Genomic DNA, 17,303 nt, shown 5'->3' with positions numbered 1-17,303 from the left:
ATCGATCGAAGACCTCTTCGAACGAGGGGGCAGGATATGCTGAAGACAGCGATCGAGGCGGCGCGGGAGGCAGGGCGGGTGATTGCCGAGCGGTACCCGTCAGAGCGGCGCTTTTCTCTGAAGGGCTTTCGTGATCTGGTAAGCGATGCCGACACCGCGGCGGAGGCGCGGATCATCGAGTTGATCGCGCGGCGCTTCCCGGACCACGCCATTTTGTCGGAGGAGGGGGGCGGGGTCGCCGCGGGCGCAGGTGAATACACCTGGGTCGTCGACCCGTTGGATGGCACGACGAACTATGTGCACCGCCTCCCGGTCTTCGCCGTCTCCATCGGGGTGCTCGAGCACGGCCGGCCGCTCCTGGGGGTCATCTACGATCCCTTGCGGGACCACACCTTCGTGGCCCACAGGGGAGGCGGGGCGAGGCTCAACAACGAACCGATCCAGGTGAGCGCGGTGCCGCATCTGAACGAGGCCCTGCTCGGATTCGACTGGGGGCACAGCGACGAGATGCGCACGAAGGTTGCAGGCTGTGCGGCGAGGATGCTCACGCACTGCGGGGGCCTGCGCGTCATGGGCTCCGCGTGCCTGGCGCTCGCCTATGTCGCCGCCGGGTGGCTGGACGGGTATTTTCAGGCCGGGCTGAAGCCCTGGGATACGGCGGCCGGCGTCCTTCTGGTGTCGGAGGCGGGCGGATGCTGCAGCACACTGCGTGGGGAGGCATACCAGGTGAGTGAGCCGGGCTGCCTGACATCGAACGGCGCGATCCACGACCCATGCCTCGAAATCGTGAAAGGGACCCTGGCGTAGCCATCCGGCGGCACGGCCGGCCGCGAAAAGCGGCCGTTGGAGGAGGCAATGCACGACACGTTTTGGCCTGCCTTCGGGGCGAGCTTCCTGGCGGCCCTCGTGACGTCCATAGGCATCTATGTCATCCGCCGTTTCGAGCGGTGGGGGCGGGAAAACAGCATCTACTTCGTCTGCTTTGCGGCCGGGGTCCTGATCTCGGTCTCCTTCATGCACATTATCCCGAAGGCCTTTTCGATGAATGCCCACGCCCCGTTCTATCTCTTCGGGGGCTACATGGGGCTCCACCTCTTCAACCGCTTCATCAACGCCTTCGTGTGCGACAAGAACGCCGACGAGCGCTATGCGATCGGTCTCGTCCCGATGGTCGGCATCGGCCTGCACTCGTTCATCGATGGCTTCATCTATTCCATCACCTTCACCGTCAGTATGTTCACCGGGTTCCTCGCCGCGACCGGGATGGTCCTGCACGAATTCCCCGAAGGCATCATCACCTATCTGCTGCTGGTCCGCGCGGGGTTCAGGGAGAGGCTGGCCTGGCTGCTGGCCTTCGTGGCCGCGGCGGTCACGACCCCTCTCGGGATGCTGGTTTCCTACCCCTACATCAGTCGGATCGACAAGCCGTTCCTGGGTGCGCTGCTGGCCTTTTCTGCCGGCGCCCTCGTCTATGTGGGGGCTACGCACCTTCTGCCGCAGGCCGAGGCGGAGCGGAAAAGGTACAGTTTCCTCGCCCTGGGTGCGGGGGTCCTGATCGCGATGATCATCATCTTTTCGAAGTCATAGGGCAGCCGCGCCGCGCCGGCCCTCGATGGCAGAGCGGGGGATTCCGACGTTTTGGGATCACGCCATTTCAAAGGATGCAAGCCGATGGAACGAAGAGTGGAAAACGCGGAGGCGCAGAGCGAAGTCCGAAACGGGACCCTTTCCGATGTCACGTTTTACAGCTTCGTGATGGATAGTCTGCCGGTCGGCATCCTTACGGTCGATCGGGACATGAGGATCACGAGCTTCAACCCGTGGGCGCAGACCCTGACGGACTACACCGAGGAGGAGGTGCTCGGCCGCTACTGCGGTGAGGTGCTTCGGGGGGGGCGGTGCGGCAGTGACTGCCCCCTGAAGAAGTCGATTCATGACCGATCGCCCATCGTGTGGATCGAGACCACGATCAGGAACAAGGCCGGGGATACGATCCCGGTCAGGATTCACACATCCGCGCTGACGGACAAGGACGGGAAGCTGATGGGGGGTGTGGAGGCCTTCCAGGATATGACCAGGGTAAAGGCCATGGAGCGCGAGAAGGACAACATCATCTCCATGTTCGCCCACGACATGAAATCGTCCTTGACGATCATCGGCGGCTTTGTGCTGCGGCTCTTGAAAAAGGCCATGGAACTGGACGAGGAGACGAAGGCGAAATATCTCGAGATCATCCAGAAGGAGACCGGGAAGCTCGATTTCCTGATCAACGACTTCCTCGAGTTTGCGCGGCTGCAGACCGGCAAACTGAAACTGAACCTGCAGGCCGTCTCGCTCGACAAGGAGTTGATGGAGCTGTTCGAGGCGTATCAGTCGCGGGCCATGCAGTCCGGGATCGACCTCGAGTTCCGGGGCGACATCATCCTGCCGGTGATCCTGGCCGATCCCAACCGCCTGCGCCGGGCGTTCACCAATATCCTGGACAACGCCTTCAAGTTTTCCAAGAAGGGGGATGTCATCCGCATCGTGCCGGATTTGGGGGAAAAGGAGATCTCCGTCCGGATCGAGGACCAGGGCCCCGGGATCCCGGCGGAGGACCTCCCGTTCATCTTCGAGGCCTTTTACCGCGGGAAGAAGGTCGAAGGGAAGGAAGAGGGGGTCGGGCTCGGCCTGGCCAGCGCCAAATCGATCGTCGAGGCCCACGGCGGCCGGGTGACGGCCGAGAGTGAATTTGGCAAGGGTTCGGCCTTCACCATCATCCTCCCGAGGACCGAGCGGCTGGAAAACCGCTGACACCGCCTCGGCATCTTTATCCCGCCTTCGGCGCGAGCGCTCGATTGCGTCGATCCCGACCGGACGGGGACCCGCCCAAAAAGGACGGGGCCGAGCGGCTGCAACCGGTGAAGACGCATCCTTGTTTCCGGACAAGCATCAAATCGCGCCGGCTGGCACGGCGTAAACCGAATCGGTCAGGGGCAGCGCCTCCTGGACGAGGCACACCAGGGCTCCGGGGCCGGCCCGCAGGGAAAGGCGGTCGAGCACCCCGAAATGCCGGATGTCGCGGCTGCCCGGCGAGGCTGTTTTTTTGATCTCGATCGGGTACGCGGTCCCGTCCTGAACGATCAGGAGGTCGATCTCCTTCTGATCCTTGTCCCGGTAAAAGTAGAACGGGGCCCGCTTCCCGCTGTGCCACCAGCCCTTGAGCAATTCTCCTACGGCCCACGTTTCCAAAACGGCCCCGGACATGGCGCCGGCCTCCAGGGTCTCGGGGCTTGACCACTCCGTGAGATAAGCGCAAAGGCCCGTGTCCAGGAGGTAGAGTTTCGGCGTCTTCACCAGGCGTTTGGTCAGGTTGCTGAAATAGGGCTCCAGCAGGTAGACGATCCCGGAAGCCTGCAGGATGGACAGCCAGCTCTTGGCGGTGCCGGTCGAAACCCCGGCGTCCCGCCCGAGTTCCGCGATGTTGAGCAGCTGTGCCGTTCGGGCTGCAGCTGTCCGGAGGAAGCGTAAAAAGGCCATCTCGTCGCCGACTTTGGCCAGGTCCCGCACGTCCCGCTGTAGATAGGTCTGAACGTAGGAGCTGTAAAAAAGATCCCGGTCGACGGCCTCGTGGAGTGCGACCGCGGGGAAGCTTCCGCGCCAGATCAGGCGGTAGAGTTCCTTGAGAGAGAGGGGTGCCTCCGCCCCGGCGCGCTCCAGCACAAGCTCCGGCAGAGGTACGAACGGCCGGGAGTCCGCGGCGCGCCCCGCCGATTCGAGTCTTGACAATCCCAGCATCTGCACGATGCCTGCCCGGCCGGCAAGCGATTCCGAGATGTTCCGCATGAGGTGAAAGTACTGGGAACCGGTCAGCCAGAACGCCCCCGGCCGCCGGTCTTTGTCGACGGCCATTTTGATGTAGGGTAGGAGCTCCGGGGCGTATTGGATCTCATCGATCAGCAGGGGCGGGGTGTAGCGCTGGAAGAAGAGCGCCGGGTCATCTTTTGCGAGTTCCAGCACCAAAGGGTCGTCAAGAGTGACGAAGGTCCTCTTTTCACCGCTCAGATGCCTCAGCAGGGTGGTTTTCCCAACCTGCTTGGCCCCGGTGAGCAGGAGGACCGGAAAGTGCTCCGCGGATGCGGCGAAAAACCCCTCCAGGGTGCGGGGAACATACATGGGTTTCTCCATATGTGTCTATTTTGCAATTGGATTGCATGATAGACGAACTTCTTGGTCTTGTCCATGGCGAACGCTCTCGACCCTGTCAAGGGACATCCCCTGCTTCATGTATGCAGGATCTCGCGGATCTTCGTCGAAAGCTCGTGGAGCCGGAAGGGCTTCTGGATGAAGCCGCTGCAGCCGCGCTGCACGATCTCTCCGGCCTCACCGTCCAGGCTGTAGCCGCTCGCGAGCAGGACGCGCACGTCCGGGTCGACGGCCTTCAGTTTGTCGAACAGCTCGCCGCCGCTCATGCCGGGCATGATCATGTCGAGCAGGACGAGGTCGATCGACGCGTGATGCCGCGTGAAGACCTCCATGGCCTCGGACCCGCTTTCCGCAGCGAGGACCCGGTAGTCGAGGGCCTCCAGAAGATCCCTCCCCACGTCGCGGATCCGCTCCTCATCGTCGATCAGCAGGATGCACTCCCGCCCGCCGGAAGAGGTCGATTCCTCTTCATAGGGCGCCTGCCCGCCCGTTTCGAGCGATTCATTCCGGTCGCCGCCTGCGGGGAGGTGGACGGTGAAGACGCTCCCTCTCCCGGGCTCCGACCGGACCTCGATGTGGCCGTTATGCCCCTTGACGATGCCGTAGACCGAGGCGAGGCCGAGGCCCGTCCCCTGTCCGGGGGCCTTGGTGGTGAAGAAGGGTTCGAAGATGCGCTCGAGGGTATCGAGGTCCATTCCGCAGCCGGTGTCGTGGACCGATAGCGTGACATAGCACTCCGCGCCGGGCTCGAAGGCGGGGCGGCTCACCTCGGCGGGCGTGGCTTTGCGGGTTCGGACAAACAGCTCGCCCCCCTGGAGCATGGCGTCGGCGGCGTTGACGAAGAGATTCAGCAGGAGCTGCTGCATCTGGCTTTGATCCGCGTCCACTGCGGGCAGCTCGGCCTCGAGTTCCGCCCGGAAGGTGATCTGCTTGCGCGTCTTGACAAGCGTGTCGGCGGAGTCGCGAACCAACTGGTTCAGATCGAGGGGCCGCACGTCGTAGCGGCCCTTCCGGGCATAGCCGAGGAGTTGGGAGGTGAGCCTGGAGCCGTTGCGGACCTGCGCTTCGATCTTCCTCAGCCGCTCGTAATGGGGATGGTCTTCCGAAAGCGGCCAGAGCATCAGAGAGACGTTGCCCTGGACGTTCATGAGCAGGTTGTTGAAGTCGTGTGCGATGCCGGCCGCCAGCGTGCCAACGGCCTCCATCCGCTGCGCCGAGATGAGTTGGGCCTCGAGTTCCATGATCTCCGTCACGTCGCAGAGGATCACCACCCACTTCTCCGTAGGTGCAGGGAGGGGAAAGGAGTTCAGCAGCGTCTTGCGGTGGTTGATGGAATAGGGCCCCGCCCGGTGGATGGGGGTGCGTGAATGGACGGAGGCGTCGAGGAGCTTCTGGATGGTGCTCCGCTCGCGCGGGACGAAAAGGTCTTCCAGCATTTCACCGAGCAGGCACTCCTCCGGTATCCCCGACAGGGATACGGCGGCCGGATTGACGTAGACGATCCGCTTCTCCGCGGTCAGCTCGAAGATGGCCTCGGACATGCCGGCCAGGATCAGTTCGAAGTGCTCCTTGAAAGCGAGCAGTTCCCGGGTGATTCCCCGGGAATAGATGCTGTCGATCCCGGCGATCCTCTCCGGGCATCTCTGCCGCGGGTTGGATTCGGCGGCTTTCAGGACAGCGAGGACGTTGCGTGCCATTTCAGCCAGGGGCGTTTTCGCGATCTGCGCATCGATGTCGAGCATTGAAGGGGTGTCGCGCCGTTCGGCGGCGATTGCGGAGAGGATCACCAGGTAGGCGTTTTCCAGATGCGGCATGCCCCGGATGATCCGGCAGAGTTTTTCGCCGGAGATGTTCGGCATGACCAGGTCCACGAAGATGACGTCCGGGGTGTGCTCGCGGAGGAGGTCGAGGGCCGACAGGCCGTCTTCGGCCGTCAGGACCCGGTAGCCCTCCTTTTCCAGGAGATCCTCCATGAAGGCCAGAATGAGCTTGTCGTTGTCCACTACCAGAATCGTGCGCATTTCAGTTTCCCTGTGAGATGCACTGGATGAGGGGAATCCCTGAACGATCGGTTGCGCCGCTGCCTTATCCTGTCGAAAACTGCTCTTCCAGGACATCCTGAAACTCCTTCAGGTCGAAGGGTTTCTGCAGCACGCCGTCGATCGGTGCCCTGGAGAGCCTTTCCAGGTTCGAAGGGGTGGCGTGGCCGGTGATCACCACGATTTTCGTGTCGGGGCTGGTTTCTTTGATCTTCAGGGCCAGTTGATGGCCGTCCATGTGCGGCATGACGATGTCGAGGAGGACCAGGTCCGGCCTGGACGAACCGATAAAGAGCGCGGCTTCGAGCGGATCGAGGAAGGTCCGCAGGGTGCAGCCGGCGCCCAGAGGGGTCTCCAGGAAGAAGGCCTTCAGGATCTCCAGGATCTCCAGGTCGTCATCGACCGCCACCACCGTCTTCCGCTTCTCCGGGCCGAGCGATTCAGGTATCGCCATACCGCGATCCGTCAGGAAGCGGCGGAGGGTGCTCCGACTGACGAGATACCGTCCGCCGGGGGTGCGGGCCGCCTCGAGGGCCCCCTGTTTGATCCAGGCCGAGACCGTTACCCGATGCACGCCCAGGATGGCGGCGACTTCAACCGAGGAGAAGGATTCATCGAAAAGCCCCATACTTGTATATCCCTTGCCGTTGGGGTATGCTGTGCAAACAGCGTTCTTTCACCGAGCGGCCGGGATATCGCCGGCCGGCTGCCGGTCTGAATCGAGGCCCGGGGCGGGGGTTGACTGCCGCTTTCCGGACAGGGCATCTGCTGCAGGGGTCGATCCCGCCGCAGGCCCTTCGGTTGACTACAAAACTAACGTAGACTAACATGAACTGCCTTGTCAATGATTTTCCCGGGCAACACCATGGAATAATGGACTGTTTTCATCTGGAACGGGTTTGTGCGGCGGAATGCGCCGCCGGCCTCGGGCGCCGCCGGCGGTCCGGAGAGGTTGGATCTCGGCGTCGTCCAGGGTGTCTCCACCTTTTGGTTGCGCCGAAGGGTGAGGGCGGAGGGGGCTGCAGGTGCGGGGCGGGAGGCGCCATCCCGGTTTCGGGGAAACGCACGTAAACGTCAACGGGCGCCGGTCCGGCGAATCGGGGCGGGACTCGGCAGGCGACGGATATCGAAGAGGGGGAGAGGCTGTTTCGGCATGATCGATTTCAAACCCGGAGACAGGGAGACGCTTCGTACGAAGGGCATCGACCCTGAAGAGGCTGCATTGCAGATCGAGCGGTTCCGCAAAGGGGCGCCGTTCCTGGAGCTGGTCCGTTCGTGCACGGTCGGCGACGGGATCGTGCGCTTGACGGATGCCGCGCAGGAGCGCTGCCTGCAGGTCTTCGAGGAGGGTGCGCGGGGGCTCAGGCTCGTCAAGTTCGTGCCCGCCTCGGGCGCGGCGAGCCGGATGTTCCGGGACCTTCAGAAGATCCGGAAGGGGCCCGAAAGGGTTCGGATGGACCGGGTGCGGGCGCTCGCCGAAAAGGGGGATGCGGCCGCGCGCGCCGTCCTCCTGTTCATGGAGGGGATCGGGCGCTTCGCCTTTTTCGCGGACCTGAGGAGCCGGATGGCCGCCGACGGCCTGGCGGTGGAGCAGAAGATCGATGCCGGGGATTTCACCGAGATCCTCGACTATCTTCTGACCGGGAAGGGCCTCGACTACGAGGCGCTGCCCAAGGGCCTCCTGAAGTTCCACGCCTATCCGGAGGGGGCGCGCACCGCGTTCGACGAGCATCTGGTGGAGGCGGAGGACTACGACCGATCGGGCGACGGGGTCTGCCGATTGCATTTCACCGTGTCGGAGGAGCACCTTTTCGGGTTCGAGCGGCGTTTCGCGGAGGTGAAGCCCGCCTTCGAGGCGGCCTGCGGGGCGTCCTACGCCGTTGAATTCTCCTTTCAGGACCCGTCGACGGACACGATCGCCGTCGACCCCGCAAACGAGCCCTTCCGGACGAAGGAGGGCGAACTCCTCTTCAGGCCGGGCGGGCATGGGGCCCTCATCCGGAACCTCAACGGCCTCGACGCCGATCTGATCTTCATCAAGAACATCGACAACGTGGCGGTCGACCGTCTGAAACCGCCCGCGGTCCGCTGGAAAAAGATCCTGGCCGGGCTCCTGCTGGAGGTCCAGGCGAAGGTGTTCCTGCATCTCTCCGCCCTGAGGGAGGGGGACCCGGGCGAGGCGCAGCTCTCCGGGGCGGCCGCCTTCCTGAAGGAGGCGTTCGGGGTCGATCCCGATGCGGAGCGGGAAGGGCTTTCCGCCGAGGCCTGGCGTGGACGACTGGCGGAGCAGCTCGAGCGCCCGCTCCGGGTCTGCGGCATGGTCGAAAACGCGGGCGAGCCCGGAGGCGGTCCGTTCTGGGTGAGGGGCGGGGATGGGCGGATCAGCCGCCAGATCGTCGAAAAGGCGCAGGTCGATCTCGACGCCGCCCCGCAGCGGGAGCGATGGCGATCCTCCACGCACTTCAACCCCGTCGACATCGTCTGCGCGACCAGGGGCCGGGACGGGCGCCCCTTCGACCTCGGCCGCTTCGTGGATCCCGAGGCGGTGATCATCACCCGCAAGTCGCAGGGCGGCAGGGACCTCAAGGCGCTCGAACTCCCCGGGCTCTGGAACGGCGGCATGGCCCGGTGGCACACGGTCTTCGTGGAGGTGCCGCTCGTCACCTTCAACCCGGTCAAGACGGTGATGGATCTCCTGAGGGAGGCCCATCAGCCGTCCGAAGATTGAACGCTCCAGGCCGAAACGTCTTTTGCGGCTCCGCTCGGGCAGTCGGTGGTTGACTCCCGGGCGATTTTTTGAGATTCTCCAGGCCGGGTTGTGACGGCGCCCGTGCAGCGGATGGGCGCGGCCTCGGACCCCGGACGACGATTGAATGCCCCGAGGGATCGGCCGGTGCACCGGAGGTCCTGCTCGATGCCGGCCCGGCGGCGCCCGCGCGATTCGGGAGGATGACCCCATCAAAGAGATCATCGTCGAGAATATCATCACCGGCCTCCCCGTCGGTCTGGTCGTCATCAGCGCGAAGGGGGAGTTGATCACCGCCAACCCCGTGGCTTCCCGTCTCCTGGGATATCAGGTGCAGGAGCTGCTCGGGCGGGGCTGGGGGGAGCTGTTTTTCCAGAATCCGGCCAACGACGATTTCAACCAGGTGCTGCTGGATGCGGTCGGTCAGGCGCGGGTGCATCTGCGCCGAACCGTGTCCTATGTCCGGCCGGACGGGATGACCCTGCGGCTTCTCGTGACGACCTCCTACGTGAGCGAAGACGGCAACGTAGAGGGGGTTGTCGTCCTGCTCGAGGACCTGACCGAACTCCACGCCCTCTACGAGCGCGAAAAGGCGATCCTGGAGGACAAGAACCGCATCCAGGCCGAGCGTGTGGAAAGCCTGCGCTACCTGGCCCTGGCCGTCGCCCACCAGATTCGCAACCCGGTCATGTCGATCGGCGGGTTTGCCCTGCGGCTCAAGAAGGGGGTCCCGGCGGAGACATCCGAGGCCCGCTACCTCCAGTTCATCCTGGACGGGGCGGCGCGGCTCGAGAAGATCGTCGACGGCGTGAAGGCCTACGCGGATTCCTTCGAACCGCGTCTGCAGACCGTGAAGCTCGACGAGGTGGTGCGGACGGCGGTCGAGGCCTTCCGGCGGGAGTATCGCGGGTCGCTGGAGCGGGTCGAGTGGCGGATGGAACTCGATCCGCTGGAGGAGCGCCTGGATCCCGGGCTTTTCCGCTCCGGCTTGAAGGAACTGCTCCTGAACGCCGTGCAGGCCCTCAAGAACGGCGGGGGCACGATCAGCCTGAGCCTTTCCCGGGCCGGCGACGGGTGGCGGATCGAGGTGGCGGATACGGGGGTCGGAATCCCCGAATCGGATTTGCCCTATGTCCTGGACCCCTTCTTCTCGACCCGCGCCGATGCCGTGGGCATGGGCCTGGCGAAGGTGCATCGGGTCGTGACGGACCATGGCGGAACGCTCGAACTGGACAGCCGTGAGGGCGAAGGCACGCGCGTGAGGATCACGATGCCGGGGGTGGCGAAGCGGCGGTGAACCCGGAAATGAGGATTTTTTCTTCACTCCCTTCGGGTGCTCAGTCCCACCCCTTCGGGGCGGGTCCCGGTTTACCGATGTTAAGGAAATCGAGCGTTTGTGCGGAGGCGACCTGGTGGTCGCCGCACAAGCAAACGTGCAGATCGATGCCGAGATCGGCAAAAAAGAGCATTTCCGGATGGAAACTGTCTGACAGAGCGTAACCCATGGCGAAAAAACAGGTCCTGATCTGCGGCGGCGAAGGGCAGCTCGGGCGCGACTGCGTCCTGGCCCTGGAGGGCGGGTGGCGCGTGGCGGCCCCGGGTTCGAAGGCGCTCGATATCACGGAGCGCACAGCCGTCCTGGAGGCGGTGGAGGCGCTTCGCCCGGATGTCATCTTGAACTGCGCCGCCTACACCAAAGTGGATCAGTGCGAGACCGACCGGGACGCCGCCTGGCGGGTCAATGGCCTCGGGCCCCGGAACCTCGCGGAGGCGGCGGCGACCTACAATGCGCTGCTCGTGCATATCTCGACGGACTATGTCTTCGACGGGCGGCGCCCGCCGCCCGAACCGTATACGGAGGGCGATCGCCCCGCGCCGCTTTCGGTTTACGGGCGAAGCAAACTCGCCGGGGAAATGGCGGTGCGGGAGATCCTCGACCGCCACATGATCCTTCGCACCGCCTGGCTCTATGGAGCCGGCGGCCACAACTTTCTGAAGACCATGCTGCGCCTGGCGGTCTCCGACCCCGAGCGCCTCATCCGGGTGGTGAACGACCAATACGGATGCCCGACCTGGACTGCGGATCTGGCCCGGCAGATCGGCCGGCTCATGGAGGCCGGCGGCCGGGGCGTCTACCACGCTTGCGGGGAAGGCTCCTGCACCTGGTACGAACTGGCGCGCCGGTTCCTCGAGCGCATGGGCGTCGGGCACCGGCTTGCCCCCTGCACGACGAGCGAGTACCCGACGGCGGCGGTGCGCCCGCGCAACTCCATTCTGGAAAACCGCCGCCTCAGAGAGGAGGGGCTCGACCTCATGCGCCCCTGGGAAGAGGCGCTCGAGGCATTCATCGCCCTGAACCGAAGGGCTTTGCTGGAAGAGGTCAACGCATGAAGAATATGCTCGTGACAGGGGGCTGCGGCTTCATCGGCAGCAATTTCATCCGTTATCTGCTGGAGGAGTCGGACTTTACGGGGCGCATCGTCAATGTCGACAAACTGACCTACGCCGGAAACCTCGAAAACCTCGCGGGCCTCGAGGAGCGCTTCCCCGGACGTTATTGCTTCGAGCAGGGGGACATCTGCGACGGGCCCTTCATCGAGTCGGTCTTCGGCACCCATGCGGTCGACTGCGTCTGCCACTTCGCGGCGGAGTCCCATGTCGACCGGTCCATCGCGGCGCCGGACGCGTTCATCCGCACCAACATCGTCGGGACCTTCACCCTGCTCGAGCAGGCCCGGGCCCACAGCGGCCGGGTGGGCCTGTTCCACCACGTCAGCACCGACGAGGTCTACGGGAGCCTTGGCCGGGAAGGGGCCTTCACGGAGAGCACCCCCTACTGTCCGAGCAGCCCCTACTCCGCCTCGAAGGCGTCTTCCGACCACCTGGTGAGGGCCTACCACACGACCTACGGGCTGCCGGTGACCCTTTCGAACTGCTCGAACAACTACGGCCCCTACCAGTTTCCGGAAAAGCTGATCCCGTTGATGGTCCTGAACGCCTGCGAGGGGAGGCCGCTGCCGATCTACGGCGACGGCCGGCAGGTCCGGGACTGGCTCTACGTGCGCGACCACTGCCGGGCGGTCTGGACGATCATGAAGGAGGGCCGGCGGGGCGCGACCTACAACATCGGCGGCAATCAGGAGATGGAAAACCTCGCGCTGGTCGAGCGGATCTGCGGCATCCTGGAGCAGGAGCGCCCGCCCCGGGACGGAGCCTCCTATCGGAGCCTGATCCGGTTCGTGAGGGATCGGCCGGGGCACGACTACCGCTATGCCATGGACTTTACGCGGCTGCGGACCGAACTCGGCTGGACCCCGGAGGAGTCCCTCGATACGGGCCTCCGCAAGACGGTGCGCTGGTATTTGGAGCACAGCGGCTGGATCGACCGCGTCCGGAGCGGGGAGTACCGCCGCTGGATCTCGGCCCAATACGGCTGATTCGGCCCGCAGGGGAGGCGGCGCGGTCCGGATGGCGCCCTGTTCATCCGGGGTGAGAATTCAATCAGGAGCAATGCATGAAAGGCATCATTCTGGCGGGCGGGTCGGGCACACGCCTCTACCCCATCACCCGCGTGTTGAGCAAACAGCTCATTCCGGTCTACGACAAACCGATGATCTACTACCCCCTCTCGGTCCTCCTGCTGGCGGGGATCCGCGAGATCCTGATCATCTCGACCCCCGAGGATTTGCCTCGTTTCAGACTGCTTCTGGGGGACGGCTCGAGCCTGAACATCTCCATCTCCTACGCCGAACAGGCCCGTCCCGAGGGGCTGGCCCAGGCCTTCATCATCGGGCGGGAGTTCATCGGGGGGGAGAGCGTGGCGCTCGTTCTGGGAGACAACATCTTCTACGGCCATGGGTTTTCCCAGTTGCTGCAGCGCTGCACCACGATGGAAAGCGGGGGGATCATTTTCGGGTATGCGGTGAAGGACCCGCGACGCTACGGCGTGGTGGAGTTCGATCAGGAGGGCTGCGTGACGGGGATCCAGGAAAAGCCCGAGGCGCCCCGCTCGCGCTATGCCGTTCCGGGGCTGTATTTCTACGACAACCAGGTCGTGGAGATCGCGGAGGCGCTCAAGCCCTCCGCCCGGGGGGAACTCGAGATCACGGACGTGAACCTCGCCTACCTCGAACGCCGGCAGCTGCGGGTCGAGCTTCTGGGACGCGGATATGCATGGCTCGACACCGGCACCCACGAATCCCTGCACCACGCGATCCACTTCGTGCGGGCCATCCAGGAGCGGCAGGGGTTGAAGATCGCCTGCATCGAGGAGATCGCCTACCGGCTTGGCTACATCGACAGGGATCAGCTGCGGCGGCTCGCTGACGAGATGCACCAGGCCGAGTACGGCCGCTACCTGCTCGATATCCTCGAAGAGGGAGACGACCGCCATGCCGATGAACTTTATTGAGTCCGAACTGCCGGGCGTGCTGTTCGTCGAGCCGAGGGCCTTCGAGGACGAACGGGGCTATTTCATGGAGACCTACCACCAGAGGAGCTTCCTCGAGGGGGGCATCGGCTGCACGTTCGTCCAGGACAACTTCTCCCGTTCGCGGAAAGGAACCCTGCGCGGCCTCCACTATCAGCTGCGCCATCCGCAGGCGAAGCTGGTGTATGTCATCAGCGGGGAGGTCTTCGATGTGGCGGTCGACATCCGCCGCGGCTCGCCCACCTTCGGGAAATGGGTCTCCGCGGTCCTTTCAGGGGAAAACCACCGCCAGATCTTCGTACCGGCCGGGTTCGCCCACGGGTTCTGCGTGCTGAGCGAAACGGCCGACGTGGTCTACAAGTGCACGGACTTCTACGCCCCGGGGGACGAATACGGCATCCACTGGTCCGATCCGGACCTCGCCATACCCTGGCCCGTGGCCGAACCGCTCCTCTCCCCGAAGGACGCCGACAATCCCCGCCTGGCCGATGTCCCCGAAGCGCTCCCGGGCGCCTGAGGCGCCTCATCGGATGGGCCGCTTTTTGGGCAGCCGCTCAGAGCCGATCCGCTCCAACCTTATCGCCGGACTCTTGTGCCTCCGTTCATCCCGCACATCCGCTGGCATGCCGCATGTGGTCGTGCCGCTGAGATTTTTTGCCGCCTGAGTTCCGGCCCCATCTGCTGAAAGGCCTTTTCGCACCTCCGCCCCGTTTGGATTCAGCGCCAGGACGCCATGAGGGCGAGGCAGGCCCGGTTCAGCTCCTGTGCGCGCGCCGGGCTTCCGGCCTCGGTGTAGCAGCGGAACTCCGGTGCGTTTCCGGAGGGGCGGAGGTGCACCACATCGCCGTTGTCGAAGGTGATGCGGAGGCCGTCGGTCCTGTCGCAGCCGACCGGGCGGCCGAAGGCCGTGCCGAAGACGGCGGCGATCGCCGTCAGGTCCCGCTCCGGGTCGCCGGTCCAAAGCGCTTCGAGTTTTTGCCGGCTCTTTTCGGGGGGGAAGTCTTTGAGGCGGTCGCTGAAGGTGAAGCGCTGGGGGAGCTTTCGGAGGAGCGCGCTGATCGGGGAGCCTTCTTCGCGGGCCGCAAGCAGGATGGTCAGGTGCACGATGAGGGCGTCGCGGGTGGGAAGGGGGGCCAGGGTGCGGCCGCGCTTTTCGATCGGGGAGGCGGTCAGAAACCCCCCGTTCGCTTCGTAGCCCGTCACGCGGCGCGCGCCGTCGGCCGCCGCCTGCATCATCCCCTCGATGACGTAGGGGGACCCGATGCGGGTCCGGTAGACCCGTTCGAAAAAACCGCACCGGTCGACGGCCGAGTTGCACGAAACGGGAACCACCACCGCGTCGGCCCCGAGATAGGCGGCGCAGAGGATCCCGGCGACGTCGCCGCGCAGCCAGAGGCCGGTTTCGTCGGCGATGAGGGGCCGGTCTCCATCGCCGTCCGTCGAGACGATCGCATCGAAGGAGTGCTGTCGGGCCCATTGCGCCGCGGCCGCGACATCCTCGGGGCGCAGGGCCTCCGTGTCGACCGGGATGAAGCGCTCCGAAAACCCGAGCCGGGTTACGGCCGCGCCGAGGCCGCCAAGGACCGTCGCCATGGTCTCCCGGCTGACCGATGAATGTCCGTAGACCCCGATCCGCGCCCCCTGCAGGCATCCGGGGGGGAAGAAGTCCAGAAACCGCCGGATGTACCGCTCCCGGGCCGCTTCGCTGACCGGGGGAAGTTCGACCGGTTCGCGAAGCCGGCCCGAAGCGTCGAACCGCCCGTCGGGGATGGCGACGACCTGCCGGCGGATGCCCGCCTCGTCCGCCTTGAGGATCTCACCCTTTTTCGTGTTGTATTTGATCCCGTTGCGGTCGTCCGGGATGTGGCTGCCGGTGACCATGACGGTCGGAATCCCCTCCTCGATGCCGTGGAGGGCCAGGGCCGGGGTGGAAAGCCTGCCCGCGTGCTCGAGGCGGTAGCCCCGGTCGGTGGCCGCCCTGGCGGCCGCCTTCATGATGCGCTCGGTGCTGGGGCGCAGGTCGCCGCCGACGGCCACGGTCCCACCGGGCCCGGATTCGCCGCATTCCTCGAGATACTGCAGGAAGGCGGCCGTATAGCAGTAGCAGACGCGGTCCGTCATGTCGGCTGCAAGCCCGCGGACCCCGCTGGTCCCGAACTGCACACCGCTCTGGATCATCAACTCCGTAATGGACTGCCGGATTGCCATTGTTTTGCCTTTCATCGAAAACGGGGGAGTCGCGCCCGAAACGCCGTGTCGTGTCCATCCTGTCTGCCGCTGCGGGCGTTTCAGGGCCGCAGGCCTGCGGCCCGTCCGGGTGTCCCCGGGGCGTCGAAGCCGCACCCGCTCCCAGCGGGCGGGCTGTCTGTCTATATGAGGAGCGCCGCCTTTGCGCCTTCCGCACGCCGACCACCGGATGGAGATTGGCGCCGCTGCGCTGTTCGAGCGGGATACGCAGGAGAGTGTTAACAGAACAGCACCGCCCGCGTCAAGCTCCCGCGGTTTATTTCCCGCGTGGGTCCGGGATGCCGGGTCGCTCCGAGGTCTCGCCCCTCTCTCGGCGGTCCGGGTTCGGGTCGGCGCAGATCCGCCGGCCGCGGCAGCGGCACGGCGAGGCGCGTGCGCCCCATGGCGGGCCTCCGGATGCCTTGGACGTTCATGGTCCGTCGGCTCGGTGTCGATGCCCTGAAGGCGGCCTTTTATTCTCATGCGCCGCAGGGGGCGGCGGGCGGAGGCGAGAAAAGGATTGACCCCGGACGCAAACGATTTATAAGCTTAGAGCATTGGTGCGCACCGGGAGTTGTCTTCCGGATGGAAACCAAGTAGTCTCCATCCGGAAATGATTTCCCGGTACAACCCGGTTTCCAATTCGGAAATGAGGATTTTTTGCCAATATCAAGGAAATCAAGCGTTTGTGCGGAGGCGACCTGCAGGTCGCCGCACAAGCAAACGTGCAGATTGACGCCGAGATTGGCAAAAAAGACCATTTCCGGATGGAAACCAACTAAACCTGTCGACAACAAGGAGGATGTCATGGCCCACGAAGGACTGCACGAACCGGCAGAGGAATTGTCTCGGGAAACGAAGGATATGCATCGCGCTCTCGTCTCGCTGATCGAGGAACTCGAGGCCGTGGACTGGTACAACCAGCGCGTCGATGTCTGCAAGGACGAGGCCCTCAGGGCGATCCTGGCCCACAACCGGGACGAGGAGAAGGAGCACGCGGCGATGCTCATGGAATGGATCCGGCGCGCCGATCCGGCCTTCGACAAAGAGCTGAAGGACTACCTTTTCACGGAAAAATCCATCGCCGAGATGGAGAGTGAACACCATTAGACGGCTCCGATGGACGCTGAAGCGGAAGACGGAACAACCCTTGAAGGGGGTCGAGCGAAGATGGACGAAGTCGAGAAGCTTTACGAAATGCTGAAAAAGGTCCAGGAGCCGAAAGGCTACTTTTTCAACACGGACAAGGAACGGGTGATGGATCTGCTCGGGGCCCTGCTGGTCAACAAGGACCGTTACGGGTACATGTGCTGCCCGTGCAGGCTCGCCTCGGGAAACCGCGAGAAGGACAAGGACATCCTCTGCCCCTGCGTCTACCGGGAGGCGGACGTGGCCGAGTACGGCAGCTGCTACTGCAACCTCTACGTGTCGAGGGACTGGAACGAGGGGCGCACCCCCCACCGCTACGTCCCGGAGCGCAGACCGCCGGAAAAGATGTTCGGGTGAGCCCGCTGCGGCCGAGCCGGCCTGGTGCATCTTTGGACGGACGGGGCTGAGTGATCCGGGCGCCTCATGTGCGGCGCTGCATCCCGGTCGGTGCGGGCTCCTCGGGAGCGTCTTGGTCCACCACCCACTGGCGGGGCGCTCCATGCGCAGCGCTGCATCCCGGCCGGCGCAG

Annotated in this window: 17 protein-coding genes; 11 read left to right on the top strand and 6 right to left on the bottom strand. The window is 64.7% G+C overall.

Annotated features, from left to right (window positions below):
* Nucleotides 1-36 precede the first annotated feature (36 nt).
* From ACZ500_RS08435 to ACZ500_RS08425, 3 genes are all read left to right on the top strand, one after another.
* Nucleotides 37-807: an inositol monophosphatase family protein gene (locus ACZ500_RS08435; protein WP_464232064.1), complete on the top strand. Its 771-nt coding sequence runs from the start codon at nucleotides 37-39 to the stop codon at nucleotides 805-807.
* Between the two features lie 48 nt (nucleotides 808-855).
* Nucleotides 856-1,587, top strand: coding sequence for a ZIP family metal transporter (locus ACZ500_RS08430; RefSeq protein ID WP_464232063.1), 732 nt, complete (start codon nucleotides 856-858; stop codon nucleotides 1,585-1,587).
* An 84-nt stretch (nucleotides 1,588-1,671) separates the two neighbouring features.
* Nucleotides 1,672-2,793, top strand: a complete 1,122-nt coding sequence (locus ACZ500_RS08425) for a PAS domain-containing sensor histidine kinase (protein WP_464232062.1) — start codon at nucleotides 1,672-1,674, stop codon at nucleotides 2,791-2,793.
* A gap of 138 nt (nucleotides 2,794-2,931) precedes the next feature.
* Here the strand turns inward: ACZ500_RS08425 and ACZ500_RS08420 are convergent, their stop codons facing one another.
* The 3 genes from ACZ500_RS08420 to ACZ500_RS08410 form a co-directional block, all read right to left on the bottom strand.
* The gene (locus ACZ500_RS08420; protein WP_464232061.1) at nucleotides 2,932-4,155 is read right to left on the bottom strand and encodes an ATP-binding protein; all 1,224 of its coding nucleotides are present in this window, start codon (nucleotides 4,153-4,155) and stop codon (nucleotides 2,932-2,934) included.
* Nucleotides 4,156-4,262: 107 nt separating this feature from the next.
* Nucleotides 4,263-6,206: an ATP-binding response regulator gene (locus ACZ500_RS08415; protein ID WP_464232060.1), complete on the bottom strand. Its 1,944-nt coding sequence runs from the start codon at nucleotides 6,204-6,206 to the stop codon at nucleotides 4,263-4,265.
* Nucleotides 6,207-6,270: 64 nt separating this feature from the next.
* Nucleotides 6,271-6,852, bottom strand: coding sequence for a response regulator (locus ACZ500_RS08410; RefSeq protein WP_464232059.1), 582 nt, complete (start codon nucleotides 6,850-6,852; stop codon nucleotides 6,271-6,273).
* Nucleotides 6,853-7,377: 525 nt separating this feature from the next.
* Between ACZ500_RS08410 and ACZ500_RS08405 the strand changes: the two genes are divergently transcribed.
* Both ACZ500_RS08405 and ACZ500_RS08400 read left to right on the top strand, forming a co-directional pair.
* The gene (locus ACZ500_RS08405; RefSeq protein ID WP_464232058.1) at nucleotides 7,378-8,952 is read left to right on the top strand and encodes a DUF4301 family protein; all 1,575 of its coding nucleotides are present in this window, start codon (nucleotides 7,378-7,380) and stop codon (nucleotides 8,950-8,952) included.
* Nucleotides 8,953-9,097: 145 nt separating this feature from the next.
* Nucleotides 9,098-10,267: a two-component system sensor histidine kinase NtrB gene (locus tag ACZ500_RS08400; protein ID WP_464232057.1), complete on the top strand. Its 1,170-nt coding sequence runs from the start codon at nucleotides 9,098-9,100 to the stop codon at nucleotides 10,265-10,267.
* Nucleotides 10,268-10,307: 40 nt separating this feature from the next.
* Here ACZ500_RS08400 and ACZ500_RS08395 read toward each other — a convergent pair whose 3' ends face one another.
* A complete protein-coding gene (locus ACZ500_RS08395) occupies nucleotides 10,308-10,439 on the bottom strand; it encodes a hypothetical protein (protein WP_464232056.1) in 132 nt (43 codons plus the stop codon).
* A 34-nt stretch (nucleotides 10,440-10,473) separates the two neighbouring features.
* Here ACZ500_RS08395 and rfbD point away from each other — a divergent pair, with 34 nt between their 5' ends.
* From rfbD to rfbC, 4 genes are all read left to right on the top strand, one after another.
* Nucleotides 10,474-11,361: a dTDP-4-dehydrorhamnose reductase gene (gene rfbD, locus ACZ500_RS08390; RefSeq protein WP_464232055.1), complete on the top strand. Its 888-nt coding sequence runs from the start codon at nucleotides 10,474-10,476 to the stop codon at nucleotides 11,359-11,361.
* Complete coding sequence (rfbB, locus tag ACZ500_RS08385; RefSeq protein WP_464232054.1) at nucleotides 11,358-12,407, top strand: dTDP-glucose 4,6-dehydratase; 1,050 nt, start codon at nucleotides 11,358-11,360, stop codon at nucleotides 12,405-12,407. The genes rfbD and rfbB overlap by 4 nt, the downstream gene beginning before the upstream one ends.
* Before the next feature lie 77 nt (nucleotides 12,408-12,484).
* The gene (gene rfbA, locus ACZ500_RS08380; RefSeq protein ID WP_464232053.1) at nucleotides 12,485-13,381 is read left to right on the top strand and encodes a glucose-1-phosphate thymidylyltransferase RfbA; all 897 of its coding nucleotides are present in this window, start codon (nucleotides 12,485-12,487) and stop codon (nucleotides 13,379-13,381) included.
* On the top strand, nucleotides 13,368-13,916 hold the full coding sequence (rfbC, locus tag ACZ500_RS08375) for a dTDP-4-dehydrorhamnose 3,5-epimerase (protein ID WP_464232052.1): 549 nt from the start codon (nucleotides 13,368-13,370) through the stop codon (nucleotides 13,914-13,916). The genes rfbA and rfbC overlap by 14 nt, the downstream gene beginning before the upstream one ends.
* Nucleotides 13,917-14,116: 200 nt before the next feature.
* Here rfbC and ACZ500_RS08370 read toward each other — a convergent pair whose 3' ends face one another.
* Together ACZ500_RS08370 and ACZ500_RS08365 are read right to left on the bottom strand one after the other, a co-directional pair.
* Nucleotides 14,117-15,622, bottom strand: coding sequence for a phosphomannomutase (locus ACZ500_RS08370; protein ID WP_464232051.1), 1,506 nt, complete (start codon nucleotides 15,620-15,622; stop codon nucleotides 14,117-14,119).
* 482 nt (nucleotides 15,623-16,104) lie between these two features.
* Nucleotides 16,105-16,386: a hypothetical protein gene (locus tag ACZ500_RS08365; protein ID WP_464232050.1), complete on the bottom strand. Its 282-nt coding sequence runs from the start codon at nucleotides 16,384-16,386 to the stop codon at nucleotides 16,105-16,107.
* A gap of 46 nt (nucleotides 16,387-16,432) precedes the next feature.
* Here ACZ500_RS08365 and ACZ500_RS08360 point away from each other — a divergent pair, with 46 nt between their 5' ends.
* Nucleotides 16,433-16,735 (top strand): encapsulin-associated ferritin-like protein, encoded by a 303-nt coding sequence (locus ACZ500_RS08360; RefSeq protein ID WP_464232049.1) that lies wholly within the window; start codon nucleotides 16,433-16,435, stop codon nucleotides 16,733-16,735.
* Between the two features lie 60 nt (nucleotides 16,736-16,795).
* Nucleotides 16,796-17,131 carry a ferredoxin-thioredoxin reductase catalytic domain-containing protein gene (locus tag ACZ500_RS08355; protein ID WP_464232048.1) on the top strand — a complete coding sequence of 112 codons (336 nt, stop codon included), beginning with the start codon at nucleotides 16,796-16,798 and terminating at the stop codon, nucleotides 17,129-17,131.
* Nucleotides 17,132-17,303: the final 172 nt, after the last annotated feature.

The sequence above is a fragment of the Desulfatiglans parachlorophenolica genome, from assembly GCF_055394735.1.
Note: the sequence above shows the minus strand (reverse complement) of the source record. Positions and strands in the feature narration are given on the sequence as shown.